We start from the raw sequence: 20,312 nt of genomic DNA, 5'->3' as shown, positions 1-20,312 counted from the left end.
TAATAAAGAAAAACAGCTCGCAAGTGACCTACACTTGCGAGCTGTTTGTTATTACTTGCTTAGAGATCGAAGCGATCAAGGTTCATCACTTTCACCCACGCTTTCACAAAATCGTGCACGAATCGCTCGTTTCCTTCGTTAGTCGCATACACTTCCGCTAACGCTCGCAATTGTGAGTTTGAACCGAACACTAGATCGGCGCGAGTGCCTGTCCAGCGTATTTTTCCTGTACTTCGATCACGACCTTCAAATATCTCGGCCTCTTTTGACGTTGGAATCCACGTTGTGCTCATATCGACAAGATTTACAAAGAAATCATTAGACAACACACCCGGTTGATTCGTTAAAACACCATGCTTGGAACCGTCTGCATTGGTATCCAGTACTCGCAATCCGCCTACCAAGACCGTCATTTCAGGCGCTGAAAGAGTCAACAGTTGCGCTTTATCGATCAATAAGGCTTCTGTCGCCACAGAGTAACTCTGCTTCAGGTAATTTCTAAAGCCGTCTGCAACAGGTTCTAACACGTTGAATGATTCAACGTCTGTCTGCGTCTGCGTTGCATCCATCCGACCTGGCGTGAAAGGTACCGTCAATGTGGTTCCAGCGGCTTTTGCAGCATTTTCTATCGCCACGCTACCGGCAAGCACAATCACATCCGCTAAAGAAACGGCTTTACCTCCTGATTGGGCCGCGTTGAATTGCTCTTGAATGCTTTCTAACGCATTAAGTACCTTGCTCAATTGTTTGGGTTGATTAACATCCCAGTCTTTCTGTGGTGCCAAGCGAATACGAGCACCATTTGCCCCACCACGTAGGTCAGAACCTCTAAACGTAGACGCGGATGCCCAAGCCACTGACACACATTCGGCTATCGTCAAACCTGAATCGACAATCTGCGCTTTCAACGTCTCGATGTCTTGATCGTTCACAAGCTCATGGTTAACCGATGGAATAGGATCTTGCCAAATCAATTCCTCTGTCGGAGCGTCTTTACCCAAATAGCGCACACTTGGCCCCATATCACGGTGGGTCAATTTGAACCATGCTCGTGCGAAGGCGTCTGCAAATTCCTCTGGATTTTTGTGGAATCGACGGGAGATAGCAGCGTAGGATGGATCCATTCTCATGGCCATATCCGCCGTTGTCATCATGATCGACACTTTGTTGTCAGAGCCATCGACCTGAGGCGCATGGTCGGCTTCGGTTAGTTCCACTGGGGCCCATTGCAATGCGCCAGCGGGGCTTTTTGACAACGCCCACTCATAACCAAATAGAACATCAAAGTAGCCCATATCCCACTGAGTTGGAGTTGGCGTCCAAGCGCCTTCAATCCCGCTGGTAATGGTATCGACGCCGTTACCAGTGCCGTGCTTGTTTGTCCATCCGAAGCCCATTTCTTCCATTGGTGCGGCTTCTGGCTCTGGTCCAACCAATGCTGCATCGCCAGCACCGTGCGCTTTACCAAAGGTATGTCCACCCGCGACCAATGCAACTGTCTCTTCATCGTTCATCGCCATACGGGCAAAGGTTTCACGGATATCTTGCGCTGAAGCCAGTGGATCAGGATTACCATTTGGTCCCTCTGGGTTTACATAAATAAGACCCATTTGAACCGCTGCCAATGGGTTTTCAAGGTTACGCTCCCCTTCATTCTCACCCGTGTAGCGTTTGTCCCCTAGCCATTCTGTTTCCGTGCCCCAATAGATGTCTTTTTCAGGCTCCCATAAATCTTCACGTCCACCTGCAAAGCCAAATGGCTTAAGCCCCATTGATTCCAATGCGCAGTTCCCAGCAAGAATCATCAAATCGGCCCAAGAGATGCTGCTACCGTACTTTTGTTTAATCGGCCATAAAAGACGGCGCGCTTTATCTAGGTTACCATTGTCTGGCCAGCTATTAAGCGGCGCAAAACGTTGTGTTCCCGATCTTGCTCCACCTCGACCATCAGCGGTTCTATATGTGCCGGCACTGTGCCAAGCCATACGAATAAAAAATGGGCCATAGTGTCCGTAATCCGCTGGCCACCAGTCTTGCGAGTCTGTCATCAGTGCAAAAAGGTCTTCTTTAAGCTGATCAAGGTTTATACTATTAAAGGCCTCCGCATAATTGAACTCGGCCCCCATTGGATTTGAAATAGCGGTATGTTGATGCAAAATATCGAGCTTTAATTGATTTGGCCACCAATCTGCATTGTTGGTACCGCCACCTGCACTGTGGTTAAAAGGACATTTAGACATAACTTCTCTCCTGACTGGCATGTTGTCTTAGTGACAATAGTTATAGCCCCCTAAGAGCAATAAAGGCAGTTGAGAATATCAAACAAGACGATAGCTATTATAAATAACCATTAGATAAATTTTATTTATAAGTAAATATTATACGTATGAAGAAGGGTTTAGAGCGTATTCAGTATGGCGTTCACATCAGTACTATCCACCTGTGCGATCCAATTCCGTGTTATCTACGACAGTACTACTCAGCTCAGCACTATCGACACCTGTACTATTTAAAGATTCAGAGTCTAAAAATTCAGAGTCATCACCAACAACTGCTTTCTTAATCGTCTGCCAGTTAGCGTAAAATTCGCCCATGCCGCTGACCAATTTTATTTCATCTTCTTGCATTGTCGCGTCAGCGCTAACATTGATCAGCTCTGTCATATCAGTTTGCAATGCGGCTTCAACTTCCGTCAGTACAACAGGAGAGCAATACAAAGTCGCAGGGCTTTTGTCGCGATGCATCGTTACCGTTTTCGCAACCAACGTAGCTATTTTTTCCCCACTCGACATGGTTGATAAAACACGACTTAAAACATTATTAACAACAAAGTTTGCGTGTTGTTCAATTTCATCCCAAACCAGGTGGCTTTCTCGTTTTATTTCTTCTAGCAGACATTGAATACTTTCCCACGCTTCGATCTCAATTCTTTCTTTCATGTTATGCATTTGAGCTTGTGCATGAGTTTCAGCCTGTTCGATTATTTGACGCGCTTCTTCCTGAGCGGATTGAATAATGCGCTCCGCTTCTCGTTGGGCTTGCTCTTCTGCCTCAGCGATAATGTCTTTCGATCTAGATAGGTTCTCGGTGTCTTTTCGAGAAATTAGGTTTCGATCGAGAGAATAAGAATCAAGTGAAATACTGTGCTTCACAAAATGGTTCATGGTTGATCTCCTTCGACCTGACTGCGCCAAATGACGCCATACCAAAGCTGATTTAATCGGTGAATTGGAATCTCTGGCGTGGGAACACTTTCGATGCTTAACACCAAACTTTTTGAGTGCCTCAACTGAACTCGTTGCCAAGTAGGTGGGGACAACCACGCTTTTAGCAATAGCAACCCTATCTGGCTTGCACTCAAGGGTTTCAGCGACTCGATATTCCATATACCAGGCATTAGAGCCTTGGCAATATGTCTAGCCCAACGTCTGGCATCGGACGACAAGGACTCACTCTGATTCTGCATCGCGCTGTGTATAATATTTTCAGTAGCAGCGTCTTTCTCTTCATCGCTTTCTTGAACCGTGTGCGGTTCTAGACTACCTGCGTTTTTATCAATGTCACTGCTGAGCTCATGCATTTCTGCGCCTAGAAGTATGTGCCCCACGTTTTCGTTAAGAACATCAATACGCTCTTTTAAGACCACATCGCACGCCAGTAACAAACAATATTGGCAACGGGTGATGTCCATCCTTAGCCATTGTAATAGCGCTTCTCCAGGCTTGGGCGGCACAGCATCTTCTATCCCCAGTACCTTCCTTGTCTCAAAGGGAGGGTATCGCATGAGCTGAACATCACTTGTTTCTTTGTTTTTTACGCTGTTACCCAGCTCAGCTAACCAACTCTCGTCAGCGTATAACCAAGCTTGATTCCAGAACATCAACCATTGAGTTTCATGCTCTGAACTCATGGTGGCGTACCGTCATGAGCACCCTTATCTAATTTCGGCGCTCGGTTAAATATCATGGTTTTAAGGTCTGGCTTGATTGCAAAAGCACTGGCGAAAAGCAATAGGACAAACAGGATAGACACACCGATAATGGCACTGCGCCAGACCCATAGATCAGAAGCATCCATTAGAAACGGCCCTACTCTCACAAGTTGCTGTTGCTCCTGATACGCTTTCGTCACGACAAACACAACGCTCAACTTATCGGGCTTTTCAGATAACCCCGGTATACTGGTACGGACCAACCTTTCTATGCGAGGTCGAATGACATCGGGATCTAGATCAGGACGATGCTTTATAAAAACAGCGGAAGAGGCTGGTTGCACGGCTTCGCCGGGCGCAATTCGTTCAGGCAATACGACGTGAACTCGAGCAATCAATATGCCGTCTATTTGCGATATTGTCGACTCCAGCTCTTGTGACAAGGCATAGATATAACGTGCGCGCTCTTCTAAAGGTGACGAGATAACCCCTTCTTTTTTAAAGACTTCACCGAAATTCGCTCGCGGTTTTCGTGGCAAGCCTGCCGCTTCCAATATTCTGACTGCACGCGCCATGCTGGAGGCTTCGACTAAAACGGTCACCCCCTCTTTAGTCGCTTTTTTCTCAGCTTCTATGTGTCGAGAAGCAAGTTCGGCAATCACTTCATTCGCATCTTCTTCGCTCAATTTCTTATGCAGTTCAATATCTTGCTGACACCCGCTGATAAGCAGTAAAAGCAAAAGGCACGATAATCGTTTAAGTGATAAGACCATTTTGTGTCATGCTCTATTGTAGGCTGGTTAATTTCTCAATTGTCTGCGCACCTTTACTGACAAGTTTTGTTGTCAGTAGACTCTCTAAGTAGAAAGAAGATAGAGACCGATTCGCATCCGTAACGTCCATAGGGTCACCCGTAACACCTGCTTTTTTTATCGCTCTATTTGCTTTGTCTTCTAACTTTTGTAAATGCTCTGAAGAACCTGATAACTGGCTAACAATTTTGTCTGCAACATTTTCTGGCTGCTTGTTTTCTGATGGTTGAATCGAAGAAGAAAACCAATTTGAGTCAGCCTGACTAACATGCTCGCTTGATTGCTTGGTGCCCCAGCTCGAGCTGTCCAGCTCTCCAGTATGGGAATGGCTATTTGAAATGAACTGCGTGTTGTTGACAGACATGAAGATCTCCGATTTCATTCAAAAAGGTAAACAGATTAATAATCAAACATGAGAACAATAAAAGTCGGGGCTCCGACCTCTATTGTTCTCAACGCCTCTATCAAGACGTTCACTTAGAGTCTGCATAGTAAGAGCGATTAAGCCGCTACTTTATTCATTGCGTCATTCATAAGCGCGCCAGCAGTCAGACGTAAATCCATATCAAGCTCAGAGTCGCCCGTACTCTTGCCATCAATGCTGTCCTTCAGCATGTTTGCCGCACTTTGAAAACGCTGCATTTCAGCAGGCTCAAAGTCTTTACCACTTTCGATACGACTAGCCCAACCACCGCGTGGCTGTTTACCGAACACTTCAGGGTTCATATCCATCATCTTGCCGATGGTTCTCGCCGTATCTTTGTCTTCATCCGCAAACTCAAATCGACCAGCAACCATAGAGTTCACAACTTGGTCCATTGGTTTGCTGCTGTTTCCACTAAAACGGTCAGCCTTACCCAAGAACTGGTCGACGCCTAGACCGTCAATGGAACTCTTCATCATATGCTTGCCTAAGTCGCCGCCCATGCCGAAGCCTTGCTGCTGCATAGGGCTCATTGCTTGAGCACCTCCGCCAGTCATGCCACTCATTGCAGGGGAGAACGATTGCGCAGCAGGTTGCGCAGCAGGTTGCGCAGCAGGTTGCGCAGCACTGGAAGCACCAGACGTATTACCACCAAGACCACCACCGGAAAACAGTTGCATTAGTGCGTCTTTAAGGCCAGATTTAAAATCAGACAGTTCATCCTTACTAAGGTAATTGTCTTCTTTTAACTCGTCTTGCCAGTTACGTACATTTCCCGTTGCATCATGCGGGCCGCGATAAGAATCGCCATTGTCGTCCATAAACTTCGCAATCAACTCTAGAAGCTTGTTATTCCCTTCAGAGCCTTTTGTACCCTCTCCGAATGTCGCACCTTCACCTTTTTTATCGAACAATGCTTTTACCAGTATCTCCGATAACAAGTCCACGATGGATTCCGTCATAGATTGCGACAGCTGATTTACTTTTTGAGCGCCAGAGGCGATGCTGCCTTGAAGCGTTCCGCCCTGAGACCCTGAAGCGTCAAGACCTCTCGAAGCGCCACCTAAATTGATATTAATATCGATCATAGTTTCTCCCTTGTTGTTCATATAAAAGAACAATCAATGAAAAAGAAAAGAGGTTAGCAATAGCGGCACTAACCTCTTAATAAAGCAGACTTCATAAAAATTAGTACTGAAGTGCCTTACCCGTGTTAGTCATTGCGTTGCTCGCTTTCGTCGCAGAATCTTGGTACGAGTTAGCGATGTTGTTTACCATGTCTGACATCATTTTAGATTGCTGCGCTTGAGCGTTCATGCGAGTTGTCATCGCTGTTGTTTGATCAAGCGCTTGCATTGACTCCATAGACGCTGCTAGAGACGCGCCACCTGGCATACCTGACGCACCAGTAATACCACCCGCAAGAACTGAACCTAAGCCACCTGTTAGAGCTCCTAACATAATAATCACCTCAATAATAAATGTTTGAATTCAGAGATCATTTAAATCTCGCTAAGGTGAGTGGTGGGAGGTACAAACTAGTTCCCCAAATTTATGACGCGACTTTCTATAAAACGCTATAACCCTTATAAATAGTGGTGTCCTGGCCATAAACAGCGATAAGAATTAAAACACTCCCTCAAACAATCTCCCTGAATAAAATACGCCTAATAGTGCAATAGTGGATACAACTGGTCTAATCCAGTAGTCTATTGAAAATACTAATAAAGCAACCTCTGCCTTATAAACTAGTTACATTTCAGGAAACGGCTGATACGACATGATGTTTAATGACAAATTATTTTCATTTGATAACTCTGATGCTAATGACATCATCCAACAAAATAATTTGTTAAAGCTATTATTCGAATACACAAAAGAGCCAGCCATGTTTGTTACTGACCCAGCAGAAGGCTTTCGCTTTGTGATGGTAAACGAAGCGGTGTGTAATCATTTTGGCTTAAGTCGGGAACAACTTTTACGCTGTACGCCAGTAGACTTCGACCCTCATTTCAACCTAGAAGACTTGGATGAATTAGCGATTTTAATGGATCACTACAAAAGTATGACGTTTGAAAGGGAGCATCTTTTACCGAATGGAAACATCGTTCCTGTCGAGATCAGCGCCAATACTTTCGAATACAATGGCCGCGCGCTTGTTGTTGGCTATTTTAGAAACATTGAAACGCGAAAAAAAGAAGAAAAAGAGCGACATAAAACAGAGGAAGTAAAACGAGAACTGTTGGAAAAGCAATATCAAAAAGTATTTGAAAACCTAGCCGACAGTGTCTGTATTCTCGAAATAGACCAGCAGGGTAACGCCACTATTTCAGCCGTGAACGGCGCAGCAGTAAAAGCCTCCAACCGAAGCCCTTACGCTTACCTTGGCAACAGCGTCGACCACCTTTTTCCTGAGTCAAAGACGGCTATATTTAACCAACACAAAGATATCTGTTTAGAGACAGGGGAAGCCTGCTTTTATCAAGTGTCATTTGAAGGTGAAGAAACGCTGTACCTTGATATATCAATGACTCCAATTAAAAATTCACTGGGTCAAATTGAACGAATCGTTCTGGTATCCCGCGACATCACTTTGCAAAAGCACAAAGAAAATTTGCTCAAGCTACGTGAACAAGAGTTTCGCGCCTTGGTAGAACACTCTCAAGATATTGTCATTCGATACAACACCCAATGTCAGAGGGTCTACGCGAACCCTGCTTTTTTAAGAGTGGTAGGCGTCAAAGATCAGACCGACGTGCTAGGCAAATCTCCGAATGAAGACAGATTGGCACGCGACGTTGGCTTGCAAATGTACGCGCATATTCAATCAGCAATAAAACATGAATGCTGCAAAATAGTGGACATATCCTGCCACAATGGAGAGGAGGAAGTCTGCTACGAGATTCACATTCTGCCTGAGTTCGATTCCGAGAATAACTTAACGTCGATTTTAACCATAGGGCGTGATTATACTCAGAGAAAACGCATTGAAAACGCCTTACTGCAAAGCGAAGAAAAATTTAGAACATTAGTAGAGAATTCGCCAGACACCATCAGCAGGCACGACTTAAAAGGGCGTCGCATTTATTTAAACCCGCAAAGTGAAATACTAGCAGGTAAGCTATACAAGAAAATCCTCAACTCTACACCTGCCCAGTATCCCGGCGGACGAGAAGGAATCAACTACCAAAACAAAATAATGGATGTGATAAGAACAGGGAGAAAAACCGACTTTCAAATCGGTTGGAAGTCATCGAAAGGGAAAAAGTTTTCGTTAATCAGCCTTGTTCCAGAATACGACGAATCCAATGAGATTGTCAGTGTACTTGCGATAGGTCGCGACATTACCTTACTCAGCAATATAAAAAGTGAACTAGAAGCCTCTCGCCGCCAACTAAGAGAGTTGTCGACCTACAGAGAACTGACACGAGAACATGAGCGAAAATACATAGCAAGAGAGGTCCACGATGAACTTGGACAACAACTCACCGCGTTGAAAATTGAAACTCAAATATTAGAAATGAGGTATGGAAACCTAGATCCCAACTTTAAAATACAACTAGACAGAATCAAGAGTCAGTTGCAAAACACTATCTCCTTTACTCGGGATCTTGTCTATCGACTGCGCCCAGGCGTATTAGACATGGGGATTATCCCAGCCATAGAATGGCTAGTTGACGACTTTCAAAAACGAACATCCGATTGTCGCTGCAAGTTAATCGTTGACAGTGACAAAATTACATTAAGCGATGACATTGCGACTGCCCTCTTTCGAATAGTACAAGAGTCACTCACCAATATAATTAAACACGCTGATGCTAACTCAATAGAAATACATCTGAAAAAACAGGGGAAATATTTAACCTTATCCATTCACGATAACGGAAAAGGTTTTGATACCACAAAACAACGCAAGGACACATTTGGCCTTATGGGGATCAAGGAGAGAGCCATAATGATTAATGCAGAACTTCTGCTTAACAGCCAAAAAGGAAAAGGAACTCAAATTGAGCTCAACATTCCATTTTAAATACATAACAACAAGCAGAGACATCCATGAGTATAAAGTTACTGATTACCGACGACCATTCAATTGTCAGAGAAGGACTAAAGCAATTATTCTGCCTTTATGATGACATTGACGTTATTGACGAGGCAGACAGTGGCGATGCGTTACTAAAAAAGCTGAAATATCTTAAACCAGATGTGGTTACTCTGGACATGGTTATGCCAGGAAAGTGCGGCATTGAACTCATTGAAGAGATTTCAGAAAAGCACCCAGATACCCCATTACTGATCCTAAGTATGCATAACGAAGCGCAAGTAACACGAGGCTCATTGCGCGCAGGAGCACAAGGGTATCTAAGTAAAGATTGCGACGCATCAACCCTCATAGAGGCAGTTAGAAAACTAGCATCAGGTGGAAGATACATTCATTCTGATGTTGCTGAAAAGCTAGCGTTTGAACTGGAGCCTGAAAAAGCCCCTAAACATGAAAACCTATCCAAGCGAGAATTCCATGTATTTTGCCAATTGGCTAAAGGGTTCAGCATTACGGACATTGCACACGAACTGAGCATCAGCAAAAAGACAGTTAGCACGCACAAATTTCGTTTGATGCAGAAAATGGATTTCAGCAGTCATTCCGAAATAGTACGTTATGCCTTAAATTACGAACTCATTGAATAAGCAGGGAACCAAGATGAAAAAAGGGCCACTTAACGATTGGTATGCTGACGATTAACTCATTTTCAGCACTCAGCATTAATCTAAGACTGTTAAGGAGTCTCAATTTTGATGGCCCAGGATTCTTTTGCTCACACACCATCTGACGAAATAGACAGCTGGTCAACGCTTACTCGCGAAGGTGACGGCTACCTAACACAACATCAACGCAAAGCGTTCGAGCACGCGATCACGCTTGTAAAACAACGCCTTGATGACACACTTCAGCAAAAATCGGCGGTTAAAGAAGCAAAAACAGCCACCAGTCTGGTGAACTACATCGACACACTAGAAGACCGTTTTTTGAATGACGCGAACCACGTCAGTGACATGGAGCAGGAAGTGGCGTTAACAGCTGCAAGGCTTGTCGAAAAGGTCGCGCAAATTATCCTTGAGCATCACCCATCTGGTCTCTCTAAGTAAGCTTCTTTATTTTAGCAATCGCCATTTTCGCTTTTCCCAGAGTATGTTTATGAATATTCAAAACACTCCTAGCCCAAACACGCTGACGATCCCTCAAACCGCGCAGTCGACCATAAACACAACAAAAACGATGACGTCGCCCTCGCAGCCTGATACGTCTAACATGGAAGAGATTGCGACAAAATTCAGTGAAAGTGTCGAACGCAGCAGCAAATCGCTTGAAGAGCGTTCCGTTTCCGCCCGGCCAAAAATGCGGATCGAAAAACTCGAAAAAATATACCAGCTGCTGACAGGGCAAGGTGACCAGCAACAAAATGACGATGTGAAGCGACTCCTTTCAATGAGTCAAAATGCGCTTTCACTCAAACAACTACTGTCTATCGCAAATGGCGACCCTGCGAAAGCAGACATTCTTGCTCAACACGCACTGCTAAAAAACAAAACACGTAATGACCCAAACATCGAAAAAAATCTTACTGCCGCTCTCACCAAGCTGCATCAAGCACACGGACATGAAGTAAAAGCAGGGCTTAACACAGCCCCTGCTCTTGCTTTGTTTAGTCGAAACCCAACTCAACGAACTCGTCTGCGTAACCTTTACTATAAGAGCATTTCAGGTTCGGGGTCTTTGGCTACTATTTTTGATGCTCTTTTAAGTCAGTTTGAAGAAAACCAGTTCGAGCAGGGTCTGCACACACTTCTGAGAGCAATGACGGATGACTTGTCCTCTAAATTTCCTTCCTTGCCTAGAAGCCAACTGAAGTCTGTCTTAGGAGATTTGAGATCAGGACAACAGCTCATTACGACACACAATTCTTGCAAGAACCTGCTGCAGAAATTTCAGCGCAAAGAGGTCTCCAATAGCGGGATGACAGCCCCTCGGTTGACTCGCCGGTTGATCGACTTGACGCAAAACAACGTCTATCCCAGAGAAATCAAAAATATGAGTATCGACTGTGTTGGCGACAACCCAGTGAACGTTACCATCTTTTTGAACGCTATTTTTCCACTGATCAAAAAAATGCCCGCACCTTTATGGCCTGATGATCGATCACACCAAAATACATTAAATCTTATCCTGAGAAGCATGACTGAATACACTGAAAAGGAAAAGCAGCATTATCAGTCAACTCAAGAGCACAGTCTCAATGTCCCACAGTAATACATTAATAGACAATCCCTCTACTTCTGAATGCAACTAAATTCGATTTAGAACCACTCAAACATCAAGTGCACTAAGACGTATAAACAGTGTGGGTCTGGTTCAGCCTGTCAGCAACATGCCCTCCTATAGATGGAAAAGCTCGATGAATAAACTCTTTATTCTATTAAATACATTTGCCATCACCATGATGAAGCGATCCGAAATCGTCGGTGCGGTGTTCGTTCTCGCCATTGTATTTATGATGATTATCCCGATGCCAACCGGCTTGGTAGACTTTCTGATCGCACTCAACATCAGTCTGTCCTCCCTCTTAATCGCGTTGGCTATGTATTTACCGAGCCCTTTAGCGTTTTCATCGTTCCCCGCGGTACTGCTACTGACCACTATGTTTCGCTTGGCGCTTTCTATATCAACAACACGTTTGATTCTGCTCGAACAAGATGCTGGGGATATTGTCGAAGCGTTTGGTAATTTCGTTGTGGGTGGCAACCTTGCTGTTGGTCTCGTCATCTTTTTAATCCTGACCGTTGTAAATTTTCTGGTTATCACAAAAGGATCTGAACGCGTCGCGGAAGTAGCCGCGCGATTTACCTTAGACGCCATGCCCGGCAAGCAAATGTCGATCGACAGCGATCTACGTGCTGGTTTACTCGCCCCTCAAGAAGCACGCTTTAAACGCGAACAATTAGGCAAGGAAAGCCAACTGTTTGGCGCAATGGACGGGGCGATGAAATTTGTAAAAGGCGATGCGATTGCCGGACTTATTATTGTCTTTATTAACCTGATCGGTGGCTTTTCAATTGGGACGCTTCAGCATGACATGAGCGCGTCTGAGTCAATGCACCTTTACTCCGTCCTTACTATCGGCGACGGCCTCATTGCACAAATTCCAGCCCTACTTATTTCATTAACGGCGGGCATGATCATTACCCGTGTTGCGCCAGACAACCAAGAGATCGACGCCAATATTGGGCGTGAAATGGCACAGCAAATTAGCAGCCAACCCAAGGCTTGGATCATTGCGGCTTGTGGGCTGCTCGGCTTCGCTATTCTCCCTGGAATGCCAACCGTTAGCTTTCTTTCTCTGGCCATCGTATTTTTGCTCTGTGGTGGTTTTCAGCTTTATAAAGCAATGAAGATTAGGCAGTTCCAACAACAAGAATCAGACCAAACCGCGACGCCTGCGGAAAATGGCGATGAAGATCTAAGAAGGTTTAACCCATCACGCCCCTATCTTCTACTTTTTAATCCGATACGTAGCACGCCTAATGATCCCTTTACGGTACAACTGATCAGAGAAGCACGCCGCTGCCGAAATCGAATCGTAGACACTTTCGGCATTACCTTACCATCGTTTGATATTGATTATGACGCAACACTGGGTGAAGATGAGTTCTGCTTCTGCGTGTACGAAGTGCCTTATATTCGTGCTACCTATACGCCCGACTTAATTGCACTGAATGCGTCAGAGCTTACCGAAGAAGAGCTGGGGAAAGAGGACTTTAAAGACAGGCGTACAGGCAGCCCCGAACGTGAAGAAGAACGATGGCTTTGGATTCCGTCAACTAGCCCACTGACGCAAAATGAATCCTATACTTTTACACTGCCCATTCGACTTATTCTAGAACGCTTGGAACGTGCTTTTTTCGCGACAGGGCCGCAATTTATTGGCCTGCAAGAAGCAAAAACCTTTGTCAGTTGGATCGAGATGGAACAGCCAGAGCTAGCACAAGAATTACAGCGCATCGTCCCAACATCGCGATTTGCTTCTGTTCTAAAGCGTCTAGCAGCGGAAAGCGTGCCATTAAGAGCGATACGCCCCATTGCAGAAGCGTTAATCGAGCACGGGCAGTATGAGCGCGATACCGGCGCATTAACCGACTTTGTCAGAATCAGCTTAAAAGCTCAAATATGCCATCAATACACATCAGATCAAGGGATGCATGTTTGGCTTCTAACCCCTGAGGCAGAAGAAACACTTAGAGACTCATTGAGGCAAACTCAAACAGAGTCCTTCTTTGCCCTGTCTCGCGAAGCAAACCAAAGTTTAGTCGAGCAACTTAGAGACGCTTTTCCAATTTTAGCCACTCCTATTCCTGTTTTACTCGTTGCTCAAGATTTACGTCGAATACTACGAAATTTATTACAGGATGAGTTTAACCACATTCCAGTGTTATCCTTTACTGAGTTGCAATCCACTTCTCATGTGAATGTTTTAGGACATATATCGTTAGATGGCTAAACAAATCAATGACAACCGCTTCATAAAGGCACCTCTCAAAGACTCTGAAAACATGGGTCGAAAACTTCACAATCACGTGTTCATCATCGTTCTGATATTATCACTCATGCTATGTACAGCATGTGTGTATATAGAGCGTCGCAACCAGATCAACGATGCTCAGAATACCCTAAACATATCAATACAACGGCTTGGCGATCACATTCAACGGCTTAAGCATGATGAAAACTTACGCCCAATTATTCCTAACGACATAAAAAGCACCATACTTACTATGGACCAAATTCGGTCTGAACAAGGTAGCCGATTGTATATCGTTGATGAAAGCGCAACCTTACTATTAAAAGACAGTCTATTAGGGCCATTTGGAAGCGATAATGGACAACAGTTTAATCTTATCCCCGCTTTAAAGAAGGCAATTGAAAGTGCTATCGTGAATGGTGCAACCGCCACGTATCAAGGTGAAGACGGAAAACATTTGATTTCTTCATTTCCTCTTTCTCCAAGAGCCACAGTCATTGGAGATACGTTACTGCCACCTTGGTATACCGCATTTTCCGCCACGTTTGTTGCGAGCTTGCTTATTGGTGGAGCAAGCGCCTTAATCACAAGAAGCGTGACGCGAAACGCCAGTCGTGCATGGCGACGGCAAAGTCTCGCTCAGTCCATTATCGATCCGCTGACATCACTTCCTAATCGACGAGGGTTCGAGCTACTTGCGAAGCAAATTTTGGCTTGCCCCGATCAGCGCAGTAGTGGCGTTTACTTAGTTTTGGCAAACATAAACCAGTTACACGACGCCAATATAAAATACGGTTTAGAAGCGGGCGATACGTTAATTCGTCAAGTTTCCGCAAGCCTAAGGCATCACTTGCCCTCAGAGGATATTCTCTGTCGTTGGAATGGCGACGAATTCCTAGCTCTCATACGCTCAACACAAATCGACGCCATTAACGAATTTTGCAGACGCATTTCAACCGCCGTCGATAACCAAGATTTTATTTTGTCAGGTGAAAAAGTACCGGTCTCTATCCGAGTGGCTGACTATCAGCTCACTCAAGACGAGACACTTCCTCACGCGATAGTAAAACTCGAACAAATATTAAAAAAAGCACCGTAAACCTTGATCTCATTCATTTACTAAAAAAGCCGCATTCATGTCAGAATATTTGGAACCTTTCTCAAGGCGTAGTCACTCAATTGACACGTATATCGCACGAAAAAGGTTTAAACGGTCATGTATGAATTACGAGTTCTTTCAGGTTTGCACCGAGGTGCGGCGCTACCTTTAATCGGCCAACAATGGATTATCGGTAATGAAGATCACGCCGACTTAACCCTTAAAGACGATGGTATACAAAATCAACACTGTCAGCTTTCATTTATTGAAGACAGTTGGAGTTTAGAACCGATACAAGGGCATGTCTCAGACTCTGAAGGGCATGTCATTGAACGTGCTGAGGGGTTTTCACTTAATACTAACTTTCTACTGTATGGTGTCTGGATAACGGTTGTCGATGCCAATACACCTTGGCCTGTCGACCCTGAAATTGAAAAAGCCAACTTACTTAGCTCCAAACCAAGAAACCACTCAGGAATTGGCATCGTCTTTGGGTTTATTAGTACCGCAGCCATCGTAGCGACAGGCGCTTGGGCGGCACTAACGCCAGAACCCGTTAATAGAGCGGCTATGAACTCCGTCTCTTCCTCTACATCACTAGAAACATACGACACCCCGACTTCCACAACCCAAGTATCGGCCGATAGCCCTCAAACTCTGATTGCAGATGAACCAGATCAAACTAAGCTATTAACCGTTGCCGAACTACAATATCAGCTACAACGAATGCTTGAAGAACGCGAACTGGACTCGCAACTCGGTATCCAGCAATCTGCGAATCAAGTCACGCTCGTCGGAGAATTAGATCGCGCTCAGAATCAACGACTAGAAAGAATGCTGAATCGATTCCATCAGGACTACGACACTCCTCACTCTATTGAACGTAACATTGACATTCGTAAGCCATCATTACCTTTCCATATTAAACAGATCACCTCTGGGCCTCTCGGTAGCATCATTACAAAAGACGGCAAAAGACTGTTTATCGGTGATGAATTGAACGGCATCCGATTGGTCGCTATTCATACCGACAAAGTGGTATTCAAGGGCAACAAAACATTCGAAATTGCGTGGTAACGACAATGTTAAACAGCCACAACATGACACAGCAATCGAACGATGACACACGTCACAGCGACATTAAACAACGTTTAAAAAATTGGTCCTCAGAACGATTGCAGACAGTACAAGACGAGCCAATTGTGAAAGTGATAGGACGTGTCACAAAAATCAACGGCATATTAGTAGAAAGTCGTATTGCGGACGCTCGGATCGGAGATTTATGTACGATCCAAGGGCGTGGCAATCATCGTGTCCTTGCGGAAATCATCGGATTTAGCTCAGACATTGTTTTACTATCGGCATTAGGTGCATTAGAAGGTATATCCGTTGGCGCATCGATCATGCCTCATTATCAAGCCCATTGTATTGATAGTGACGAGTCATTACTCGGGTCCGTTTTAGATGGCTTTGGCCGCTTGCTTCAAGGAAAGCGCGACGCCTTCACCCTAGAAGAAAGCGAGCACACCAGCAAAGTGATTCGGGATGCTATTGCCCCCACCCAACGCCCCAGAATCAGCGCTCCTATGCCCACAGGGGTAAGGGCGATAGATGGCCTATTAACCATAGGTGAAGGGCAAAGAATCGGCGTATTCGCTGGAGCGGGTTGCGGTAAAACCACGCTACTTGCTGAGCTTGCCCGCAATATGCCATGCGACGTGATTGTCTTTGGATTGATCGGTGAACGAGGTCGTGAACTGCGAGAGTTTTTGGACCACGAATTGGATGAAGAACTGCGCAGTCGCTCAGTACTCGTTTGCTCTACCTCTGACCGAACCAGTATGGAGCGAGCAAGAGCTGCCTCCACTGCAACCGCAATTGCAGAAGGGTTTCGTGCACAGGGTAAACGTGTTCTGTTACTCATTGACTCCCTTACCCGATTTGCCAGAGCGCAACGCGAAATAGGACTCGCAGCGGGCGAGCCGCCAGGACGAGGTGGCTTCCCCCCTTCTGTTTATACTATGTTGCCACGCTTAGTCGAACGCGCCGGTAATATGGAAGGTGCAGGGTCAATCACCGCGCTTTATACCGTCTTGATTGAAGGCGATGTGATTGCTGGCGACCCTGTTGCCGATGAAGTCCGATCTCTGCTCGATGGCCATATTATATTGTCACGTAAACTGGCAGAGAAAAATCATTACCCTGCCATTGATGTGCTGGGCAGCATCAGCCGAACCATGCCAAATGTCACCGACCCGAACCATATCCAGTCCGCTGCCGTGCTCAGAAATCTCATGTCCGCTTATAAAGAAGTGGAAATGTTGATCCGACTAGGCGAATACGAACAAGGGAATGATCCGCTAACTGACACAGCGGTTGCGTTAAACGGAACCATTTTAGAGTTCCTCCAGCAATCGATGCGCTCACCTAGCTCGATTCAAGATACGCTTCACGCTCTCTCGAGTATCTCTCAACATGCAGCGACCTAGATATGTTATCGAGGAAGAGGCGCCAGTTGATCCTGAAATCGAGATACTAGACGCGACAATAAAGCTACTCACCCCGATTCGAGCGCATCGGCTATCTAAGCGTGAAAAGCAGTGGCGAGTGCAAAAAAGAGCGCTAGCGGAAGCCAAAAAGAGACTCGAAGAACAAGAAAAAAAGTTACTTGATGACAGAGAGTTGCATCTCGCGCAACGAGAGCACCTCAAGACTAAAAACAAGCAGCAAAGAATCTCACGCTTCACTCTGTCCCAATGGCAACAAGAAGACCAAGATATTGTGAACGAATTAAGAGAGATCAAAAAGCAAATACAAGATCTGTATGACCAGGTTGAAAAAACACAAAAGCAACTGGATACCGCAAAGGTCGACTTGAACCAAAGCCATTTAGAAAACGAGCGTTTAAAAGCATTCAAAGAAGCGCAAGAGGATTTCTTATGAACCAAGTACCTCAACAAGCAAACAACCGTCACTCCGAACTCGAAAAAATACACGTCGGCAAAACGTCTTTTAGTGAAAGTGCACACCGCTCAGGGGGCACCAGCGCAATCCCAGAGGGCATAGCTGGCGACAATATTGCCTTCATTTCTCTGTTGGAAACGCCCTTGCATACGGAGCCACAAATAAAAAACGGCGACAATCATTGCCATTCGAGCTCTTCGCCTTTTTTGGCCTTTTATCAGCAATCGAATACACAACCGCTAGAAACAATTGGCTCTGCATGGACGAGTCAAATTCCAAGCGCACCTGATGGAGATGAATTTGAGTGCGTCATACTGATGCCGCATTTAGGTGAAGTTCATTTAGATGCAAAATTGAAACAAGAGGCTTGGCACATGAACTTATCTTTTGTCCGCACGGAAGCGCTATTACTGGCGCGTCAGCAAAGCCAATTTCTTTCGCAACGCCTACAACAGAAGATGGAAAAAGCCGTTGTACTCGGCTTATCACTAAAAGAAGGTCACTCTTAACATGACTGCATTTTTAAATTCGCTCACCTCAATAACAAAAGATGAGCAGCTTCGACGCTCACAAATTGGCTTAGGCTTACAGCTTTCAAGCCCTCTTATAAATACGCCAAATGCCATGTGCCAATTTCAATTAAGCTTAGCATCACCTGACATGTCTAAACCGACGTTGAAAACACTTGTTTGTTTACAAACAAAGCTTGGAAAACTCTATATCCCAGCAAACCAAGCAGAGCCGTTTTTAAATGCCTTATCATCAACGCCCTTCACATTGATTTCTGAACCAGAAACAGAACAAAGGAAAGAGCGAGGTCAGGAGAAAAAGAGAGAAAGCATCGAACATCAATGGTTTACCGAACTCTATGTCCAAAACTTAGACCCGCTATTTTTATCGATATTTGGCGATATTCATCAATCTCGCCCTCAACAAGACGATATGGCACTTTTGAGCGCCTACGAACTAAACTGGAAGGTTGGAGAGTTAACGGGCTTAACAAGGCTTTTCCTTAACGATCATGTTTTGAATCATCTGCTTACTTCAGGCAACTGGCATTATGACAAGAGTCATCATTTAGGCTCATTAGCCCTTTCCATTCCAGTAACGCTTGGCTCAACCTCACTGACACATTCAGAACTTTCTGAGCTTCATAAAGGAGATATTCTCGTGCTAGAGGATCAAACCTTCGACGTATCAGGCAGCGGGGTCCTCTCCTTTCCAACCCATACTTTTGCGGTTTCAGCCATCGACAATGGAACCAACCAAAGCTTTCAGGTCACTCATATCAACAAAGGGTCGTAAGAAAAAGGATCGACCTCACAAAATGAGGAGGTCGTTAAAAATAGCGTATAACGCTTTTGTTCGACTTCCTCCCATGACCGAACATTGGGATAACGTATGATGTACGACGAAAGCTTAGATAGCCCTCTCTTAGATGCCCCCCTTGAAGACAGTATGACAGCAAGCGCAGACAACATTCAGCACAACGTTTCTGACGCCTCTGATCATCAAAGTGAATCCGAGCCGGCACCAAGCACCATTCTGAAAAAGTACCCGGATGCGCCACTGGAACTAACCCTTAACGCAGGTCGTATTTCCGCCTCTTTTGATGAGCTTAGCCAACTGAATATTGGCAGCGTATTAGTAGCGACAGGTGAGAAAGCGGGATACGCGACGATGTACCATCAACAGCAAGCCATTGCGCGGGGAGAACTGGTTAACGTCGAAGGTCGTTTAGGCATTCAGATCACACATGTCTTTCTCGACAGCCAGTCCCAATCTGCGCTCTCTGCCTCCCACGCCTCTGATCATCAAATTCAACCATAAGTAAGAGATCACAACATGAACTTAGGAAATGTCGATCCGATGTTGTTCGCACTCTTTTTAGGTGCGCTCTCTCTGTTACCAATCATGTTAATCGTGTGCAGTGCCTTTCTGAAAATTTCTATGGTTTTGATGATTACCCGAAATGCAATGGGCGTGCAGCAAGTACCACCTAACATGGCGATTTATGGCATCGCCTTAGCGGCGACCATGTTTGTTATGGCACCGGTTTTTAGCGATATCGGTAATAAAGTCAAAGAAACACCGCCTGACTTTTCGTCTCTGGAAGGCATGCAAACCAGCGCAAATAAGATCGTAGGTCCGTTACAGGCCTTTATGAGCCGCAACAGCAATCCCGATGTAACAACACATATGATGGACAATACAGCGCGTCTTTGGCCCAAAGAAATGGCCAGCAAAGTCACAAAGGACGATCTGATGATAGTCATTCCATCTTTTATGTTATCTGAGCTTAAAGCCGGACTTCAGATTGGTTTTTTAATATACATTCCGTTCATTGTCATCGACCTTATCGTGTCCAATTTGCTTTTGGCATTGGGCATGCAAATGGTCTCGCCAATGACGATTTCCTTGCCTTTAAAAATCCTTCTGTTCGTTCTCGTCGATGGCTGGGGTCGATTGCTTGACGGCCTTTTTTATACGTATATCTAGAGAAGGA

General features: G+C 45.1%; 20 protein-coding genes. 13 read left to right on the top strand and 7 right to left on the bottom strand.

Going from position 1 to position 20,312, the window contains the following annotated elements:
- Window positions 1-59 precede the first annotated feature (59 nt).
- From katG to MARME_RS05485, 7 genes are all read right to left on the bottom strand, one after another.
- Window positions 60-2,240 (bottom strand): catalase/peroxidase HPI, encoded by a 2,181-nt coding sequence (gene katG / locus MARME_RS05515; protein WP_013660270.1) that lies wholly within the window; start codon window positions 2,238-2,240, stop codon window positions 60-62.
- Between the two features lie 192 nt (window positions 2,241-2,432).
- Window positions 2,433-3,164, bottom strand: coding sequence for an HrpE/YscL family type III secretion apparatus protein (locus MARME_RS05510; RefSeq protein ID WP_013660269.1), 732 nt, complete (start codon window positions 3,162-3,164; stop codon window positions 2,433-2,435).
- Window positions 3,161-3,910 carry a hypothetical protein gene (locus tag MARME_RS22260; protein WP_013660268.1) on the bottom strand — a complete coding sequence of 250 codons (750 nt, stop codon included), beginning with the start codon at window positions 3,908-3,910 and terminating at the stop codon, window positions 3,161-3,163. The genes MARME_RS05510 and MARME_RS22260 overlap by 4 nt, the downstream gene beginning before the upstream one ends.
- Window positions 3,907-4,704: a type III secretion system inner membrane ring lipoprotein SctJ gene (gene sctJ / locus MARME_RS05500; RefSeq protein ID WP_013660267.1), complete on the bottom strand. Its 798-nt coding sequence runs from the start codon at window positions 4,702-4,704 to the stop codon at window positions 3,907-3,909. The genes MARME_RS22260 and sctJ overlap by 4 nt, the downstream gene beginning before the upstream one ends.
- A 13-nt stretch (window positions 4,705-4,717) precedes the next feature.
- The gene (locus MARME_RS05495) at window positions 4,718-5,107 is read right to left on the bottom strand and encodes an EscI/YscI/HrpB family type III secretion system inner rod protein (RefSeq protein ID WP_013660266.1); all 390 of its coding nucleotides are present in this window, start codon (window positions 5,105-5,107) and stop codon (window positions 4,718-4,720) included.
- 137 nt (window positions 5,108-5,244) lie between these two features.
- Entirely contained in the window at window positions 5,245-6,255 is a 1,011-nt protein-coding gene (locus MARME_RS05490; protein ID WP_013660265.1) for an HrpZ family protein, read from the bottom strand.
- A gap of 100 nt (window positions 6,256-6,355) precedes the next feature.
- Window positions 6,356-6,628, bottom strand: coding sequence for a hypothetical protein (locus MARME_RS05485; protein ID WP_013660264.1), 273 nt, complete (start codon window positions 6,626-6,628; stop codon window positions 6,356-6,358).
- A gap of 319 nt (window positions 6,629-6,947) precedes the next feature.
- Between MARME_RS05485 and MARME_RS05480 the strand changes: the two genes are divergently transcribed.
- The 13 genes from MARME_RS05480 to sctR all read left to right on the top strand — a co-directional run bounded on the left by MARME_RS05480 (window position 6,948) and on the right by sctR (window position 20,305).
- A complete protein-coding gene (locus MARME_RS05480) occupies window positions 6,948-9,197 on the top strand; it encodes a sensor histidine kinase (RefSeq protein ID WP_013660263.1) in 2,250 nt (749 codons plus the stop codon).
- A gap of 26 nt (window positions 9,198-9,223) precedes the next feature.
- Window positions 9,224-9,856 (top strand): response regulator, encoded by a 633-nt coding sequence (locus MARME_RS05475; protein WP_013660262.1) that lies wholly within the window; start codon window positions 9,224-9,226, stop codon window positions 9,854-9,856.
- Window positions 9,857-9,964: 108 nt separating this feature from the next.
- Window positions 9,965-10,315: a hypothetical protein gene (locus tag MARME_RS05470; RefSeq protein WP_013660261.1), complete on the top strand. Its 351-nt coding sequence runs from the start codon at window positions 9,965-9,967 to the stop codon at window positions 10,313-10,315.
- Between the two features lie 49 nt (window positions 10,316-10,364).
- Window positions 10,365-11,477 (top strand): type III secretion system gatekeeper subunit SctW, encoded by a 1,113-nt coding sequence (gene sctW, locus MARME_RS05465; RefSeq protein ID WP_013660260.1) that lies wholly within the window; start codon window positions 10,365-10,367, stop codon window positions 11,475-11,477.
- Between the two features lie 145 nt (window positions 11,478-11,622).
- Window positions 11,623-13,722, top strand: a complete 2,100-nt coding sequence (gene sctV, locus MARME_RS05460) for a type III secretion system export apparatus subunit SctV (RefSeq protein WP_013660259.1) — start codon at window positions 11,623-11,625, stop codon at window positions 13,720-13,722.
- Window positions 13,715-14,842, top strand: coding sequence for a GGDEF domain-containing protein (locus tag MARME_RS05455; protein ID WP_013660258.1), 1,128 nt, complete (start codon window positions 13,715-13,717; stop codon window positions 14,840-14,842). The genes sctV and MARME_RS05455 overlap by 8 nt, the downstream gene beginning before the upstream one ends.
- Before the next feature lie 117 nt (window positions 14,843-14,959).
- The gene (locus tag MARME_RS05450) at window positions 14,960-15,919 is read left to right on the top strand and encodes an FHA domain-containing protein (protein ID WP_013660257.1); all 960 of its coding nucleotides are present in this window, start codon (window positions 14,960-14,962) and stop codon (window positions 15,917-15,919) included.
- Window positions 15,920-15,924: 5 nt separating this feature from the next.
- Complete coding sequence (locus MARME_RS05445) at window positions 15,925-17,331, top strand: FliI/YscN family ATPase (protein ID WP_013660256.1); 1,407 nt, start codon at window positions 15,925-15,927, stop codon at window positions 17,329-17,331.
- Complete coding sequence (locus MARME_RS05440; protein ID WP_013660255.1) at window positions 17,318-17,785, top strand: hypothetical protein; 468 nt, start codon at window positions 17,318-17,320, stop codon at window positions 17,783-17,785. Before MARME_RS05445 ends, MARME_RS05440 begins: the two co-directional genes overlap by 14 nt.
- A complete protein-coding gene (locus MARME_RS05435) occupies window positions 17,782-18,315 on the top strand; it encodes a hypothetical protein (RefSeq protein ID WP_013660254.1) in 534 nt (177 codons plus the stop codon). The genes MARME_RS05440 and MARME_RS05435 overlap by 4 nt, the downstream gene beginning before the upstream one ends.
- Window position 18,316: 1 nt before the next feature.
- The gene (locus MARME_RS05430) at window positions 18,317-19,111 is read left to right on the top strand and encodes a hypothetical protein (protein ID WP_013660253.1); all 795 of its coding nucleotides are present in this window, start codon (window positions 18,317-18,319) and stop codon (window positions 19,109-19,111) included.
- Between the two features lie 96 nt (window positions 19,112-19,207).
- Window positions 19,208-19,636 carry a FliM/FliN family flagellar motor switch protein gene (locus MARME_RS21350; protein WP_013660252.1) on the top strand — a complete coding sequence of 143 codons (429 nt, stop codon included), beginning with the start codon at window positions 19,208-19,210 and terminating at the stop codon, window positions 19,634-19,636.
- A gap of 15 nt (window positions 19,637-19,651) precedes the next feature.
- A complete protein-coding gene (gene sctR, locus MARME_RS05420; RefSeq protein ID WP_013660251.1) occupies window positions 19,652-20,305 on the top strand; it encodes a type III secretion system export apparatus subunit SctR in 654 nt (217 codons plus the stop codon).
- Window positions 20,306-20,312: the final 7 nt, after the last annotated feature.

Origin of the sequence: Marinomonas mediterranea MMB-1, from assembly GCF_000192865.1 — a bacterium.
GTDB lineage: Bacteria > Pseudomonadota > Gammaproteobacteria > Pseudomonadales > Marinomonadaceae > Marinomonas > Marinomonas mediterranea.
The sequence above is the reverse complement of the archived record's forward strand: the minus strand, read 5'-3'. Positions and strand labels throughout refer to the sequence as shown.

Coding starts and splice junctions, on each gene's coding strand:
- katG (WP_013660270.1), bottom strand. CDS start 2,240: ATGTCTAAATGTCCTTTTAACCACAGTGCAGGTGGCGGTACCAACAAT.
- MARME_RS05510 (WP_013660269.1), bottom strand. CDS start 3,164: ATGAACCATTTTGTGAAGCACAGTATTTCACTTGATTCTTATTCTCTC.
- MARME_RS22260 (WP_013660268.1), bottom strand. CDS start 3,910: ATGAGTTCAGAGCATGAAACTCAATGGTTGATGTTCTGGAATCAAGCT.
- sctJ (WP_013660267.1), bottom strand. CDS start 4,704: ATGGTCTTATCACTTAAACGATTATCGTGCCTTTTGCTTTTACTGCTT.
- MARME_RS05495 (WP_013660266.1), bottom strand. CDS start 5,107: ATGTCTGTCAACAACACGCAGTTCATTTCAAATAGCCATTCCCATACT.
- MARME_RS05490 (WP_013660265.1), bottom strand. CDS start 6,255: ATGATCGATATTAATATCAATTTAGGTGGCGCTTCGAGAGGTCTTGAC.
- MARME_RS05485 (WP_013660264.1), bottom strand. CDS start 6,628: ATGTTAGGAGCTCTAACAGGTGGCTTAGGTTCAGTTCTTGCGGGTGGT.
- MARME_RS05480 (WP_013660263.1), top strand. CDS start 6,948: ATGATGTTTAATGACAAATTATTTTCATTTGATAACTCTGATGCTAAT.
- MARME_RS05475 (WP_013660262.1), top strand. CDS start 9,224: ATGAGTATAAAGTTACTGATTACCGACGACCATTCAATTGTCAGAGAA.
- MARME_RS05470 (WP_013660261.1), top strand. CDS start 9,965: ATGGCCCAGGATTCTTTTGCTCACACACCATCTGACGAAATAGACAGC.
- sctW (WP_013660260.1), top strand. CDS start 10,365: ATGAATATTCAAAACACTCCTAGCCCAAACACGCTGACGATCCCTCAA.
- sctV (WP_013660259.1), top strand. CDS start 11,623: ATGAATAAACTCTTTATTCTATTAAATACATTTGCCATCACCATGATG.
- MARME_RS05455 (WP_013660258.1), top strand. CDS start 13,715: ATGGCTAAACAAATCAATGACAACCGCTTCATAAAGGCACCTCTCAAA.
- MARME_RS05450 (WP_013660257.1), top strand. CDS start 14,960: ATGTATGAATTACGAGTTCTTTCAGGTTTGCACCGAGGTGCGGCGCTA.
- MARME_RS05445 (WP_013660256.1), top strand. CDS start 15,925: ATGTTAAACAGCCACAACATGACACAGCAATCGAACGATGACACACGT.
- MARME_RS05440 (WP_013660255.1), top strand. CDS start 17,318: ATGCAGCGACCTAGATATGTTATCGAGGAAGAGGCGCCAGTTGATCCT.
- MARME_RS05435 (WP_013660254.1), top strand. CDS start 17,782: ATGAACCAAGTACCTCAACAAGCAAACAACCGTCACTCCGAACTCGAA.
- MARME_RS05430 (WP_013660253.1), top strand. CDS start 18,317: ATGACTGCATTTTTAAATTCGCTCACCTCAATAACAAAAGATGAGCAG.
- MARME_RS21350 (WP_013660252.1), top strand. CDS start 19,208: ATGATGTACGACGAAAGCTTAGATAGCCCTCTCTTAGATGCCCCCCTT.
- sctR (WP_013660251.1), top strand. CDS start 19,652: ATGAACTTAGGAAATGTCGATCCGATGTTGTTCGCACTCTTTTTAGGT.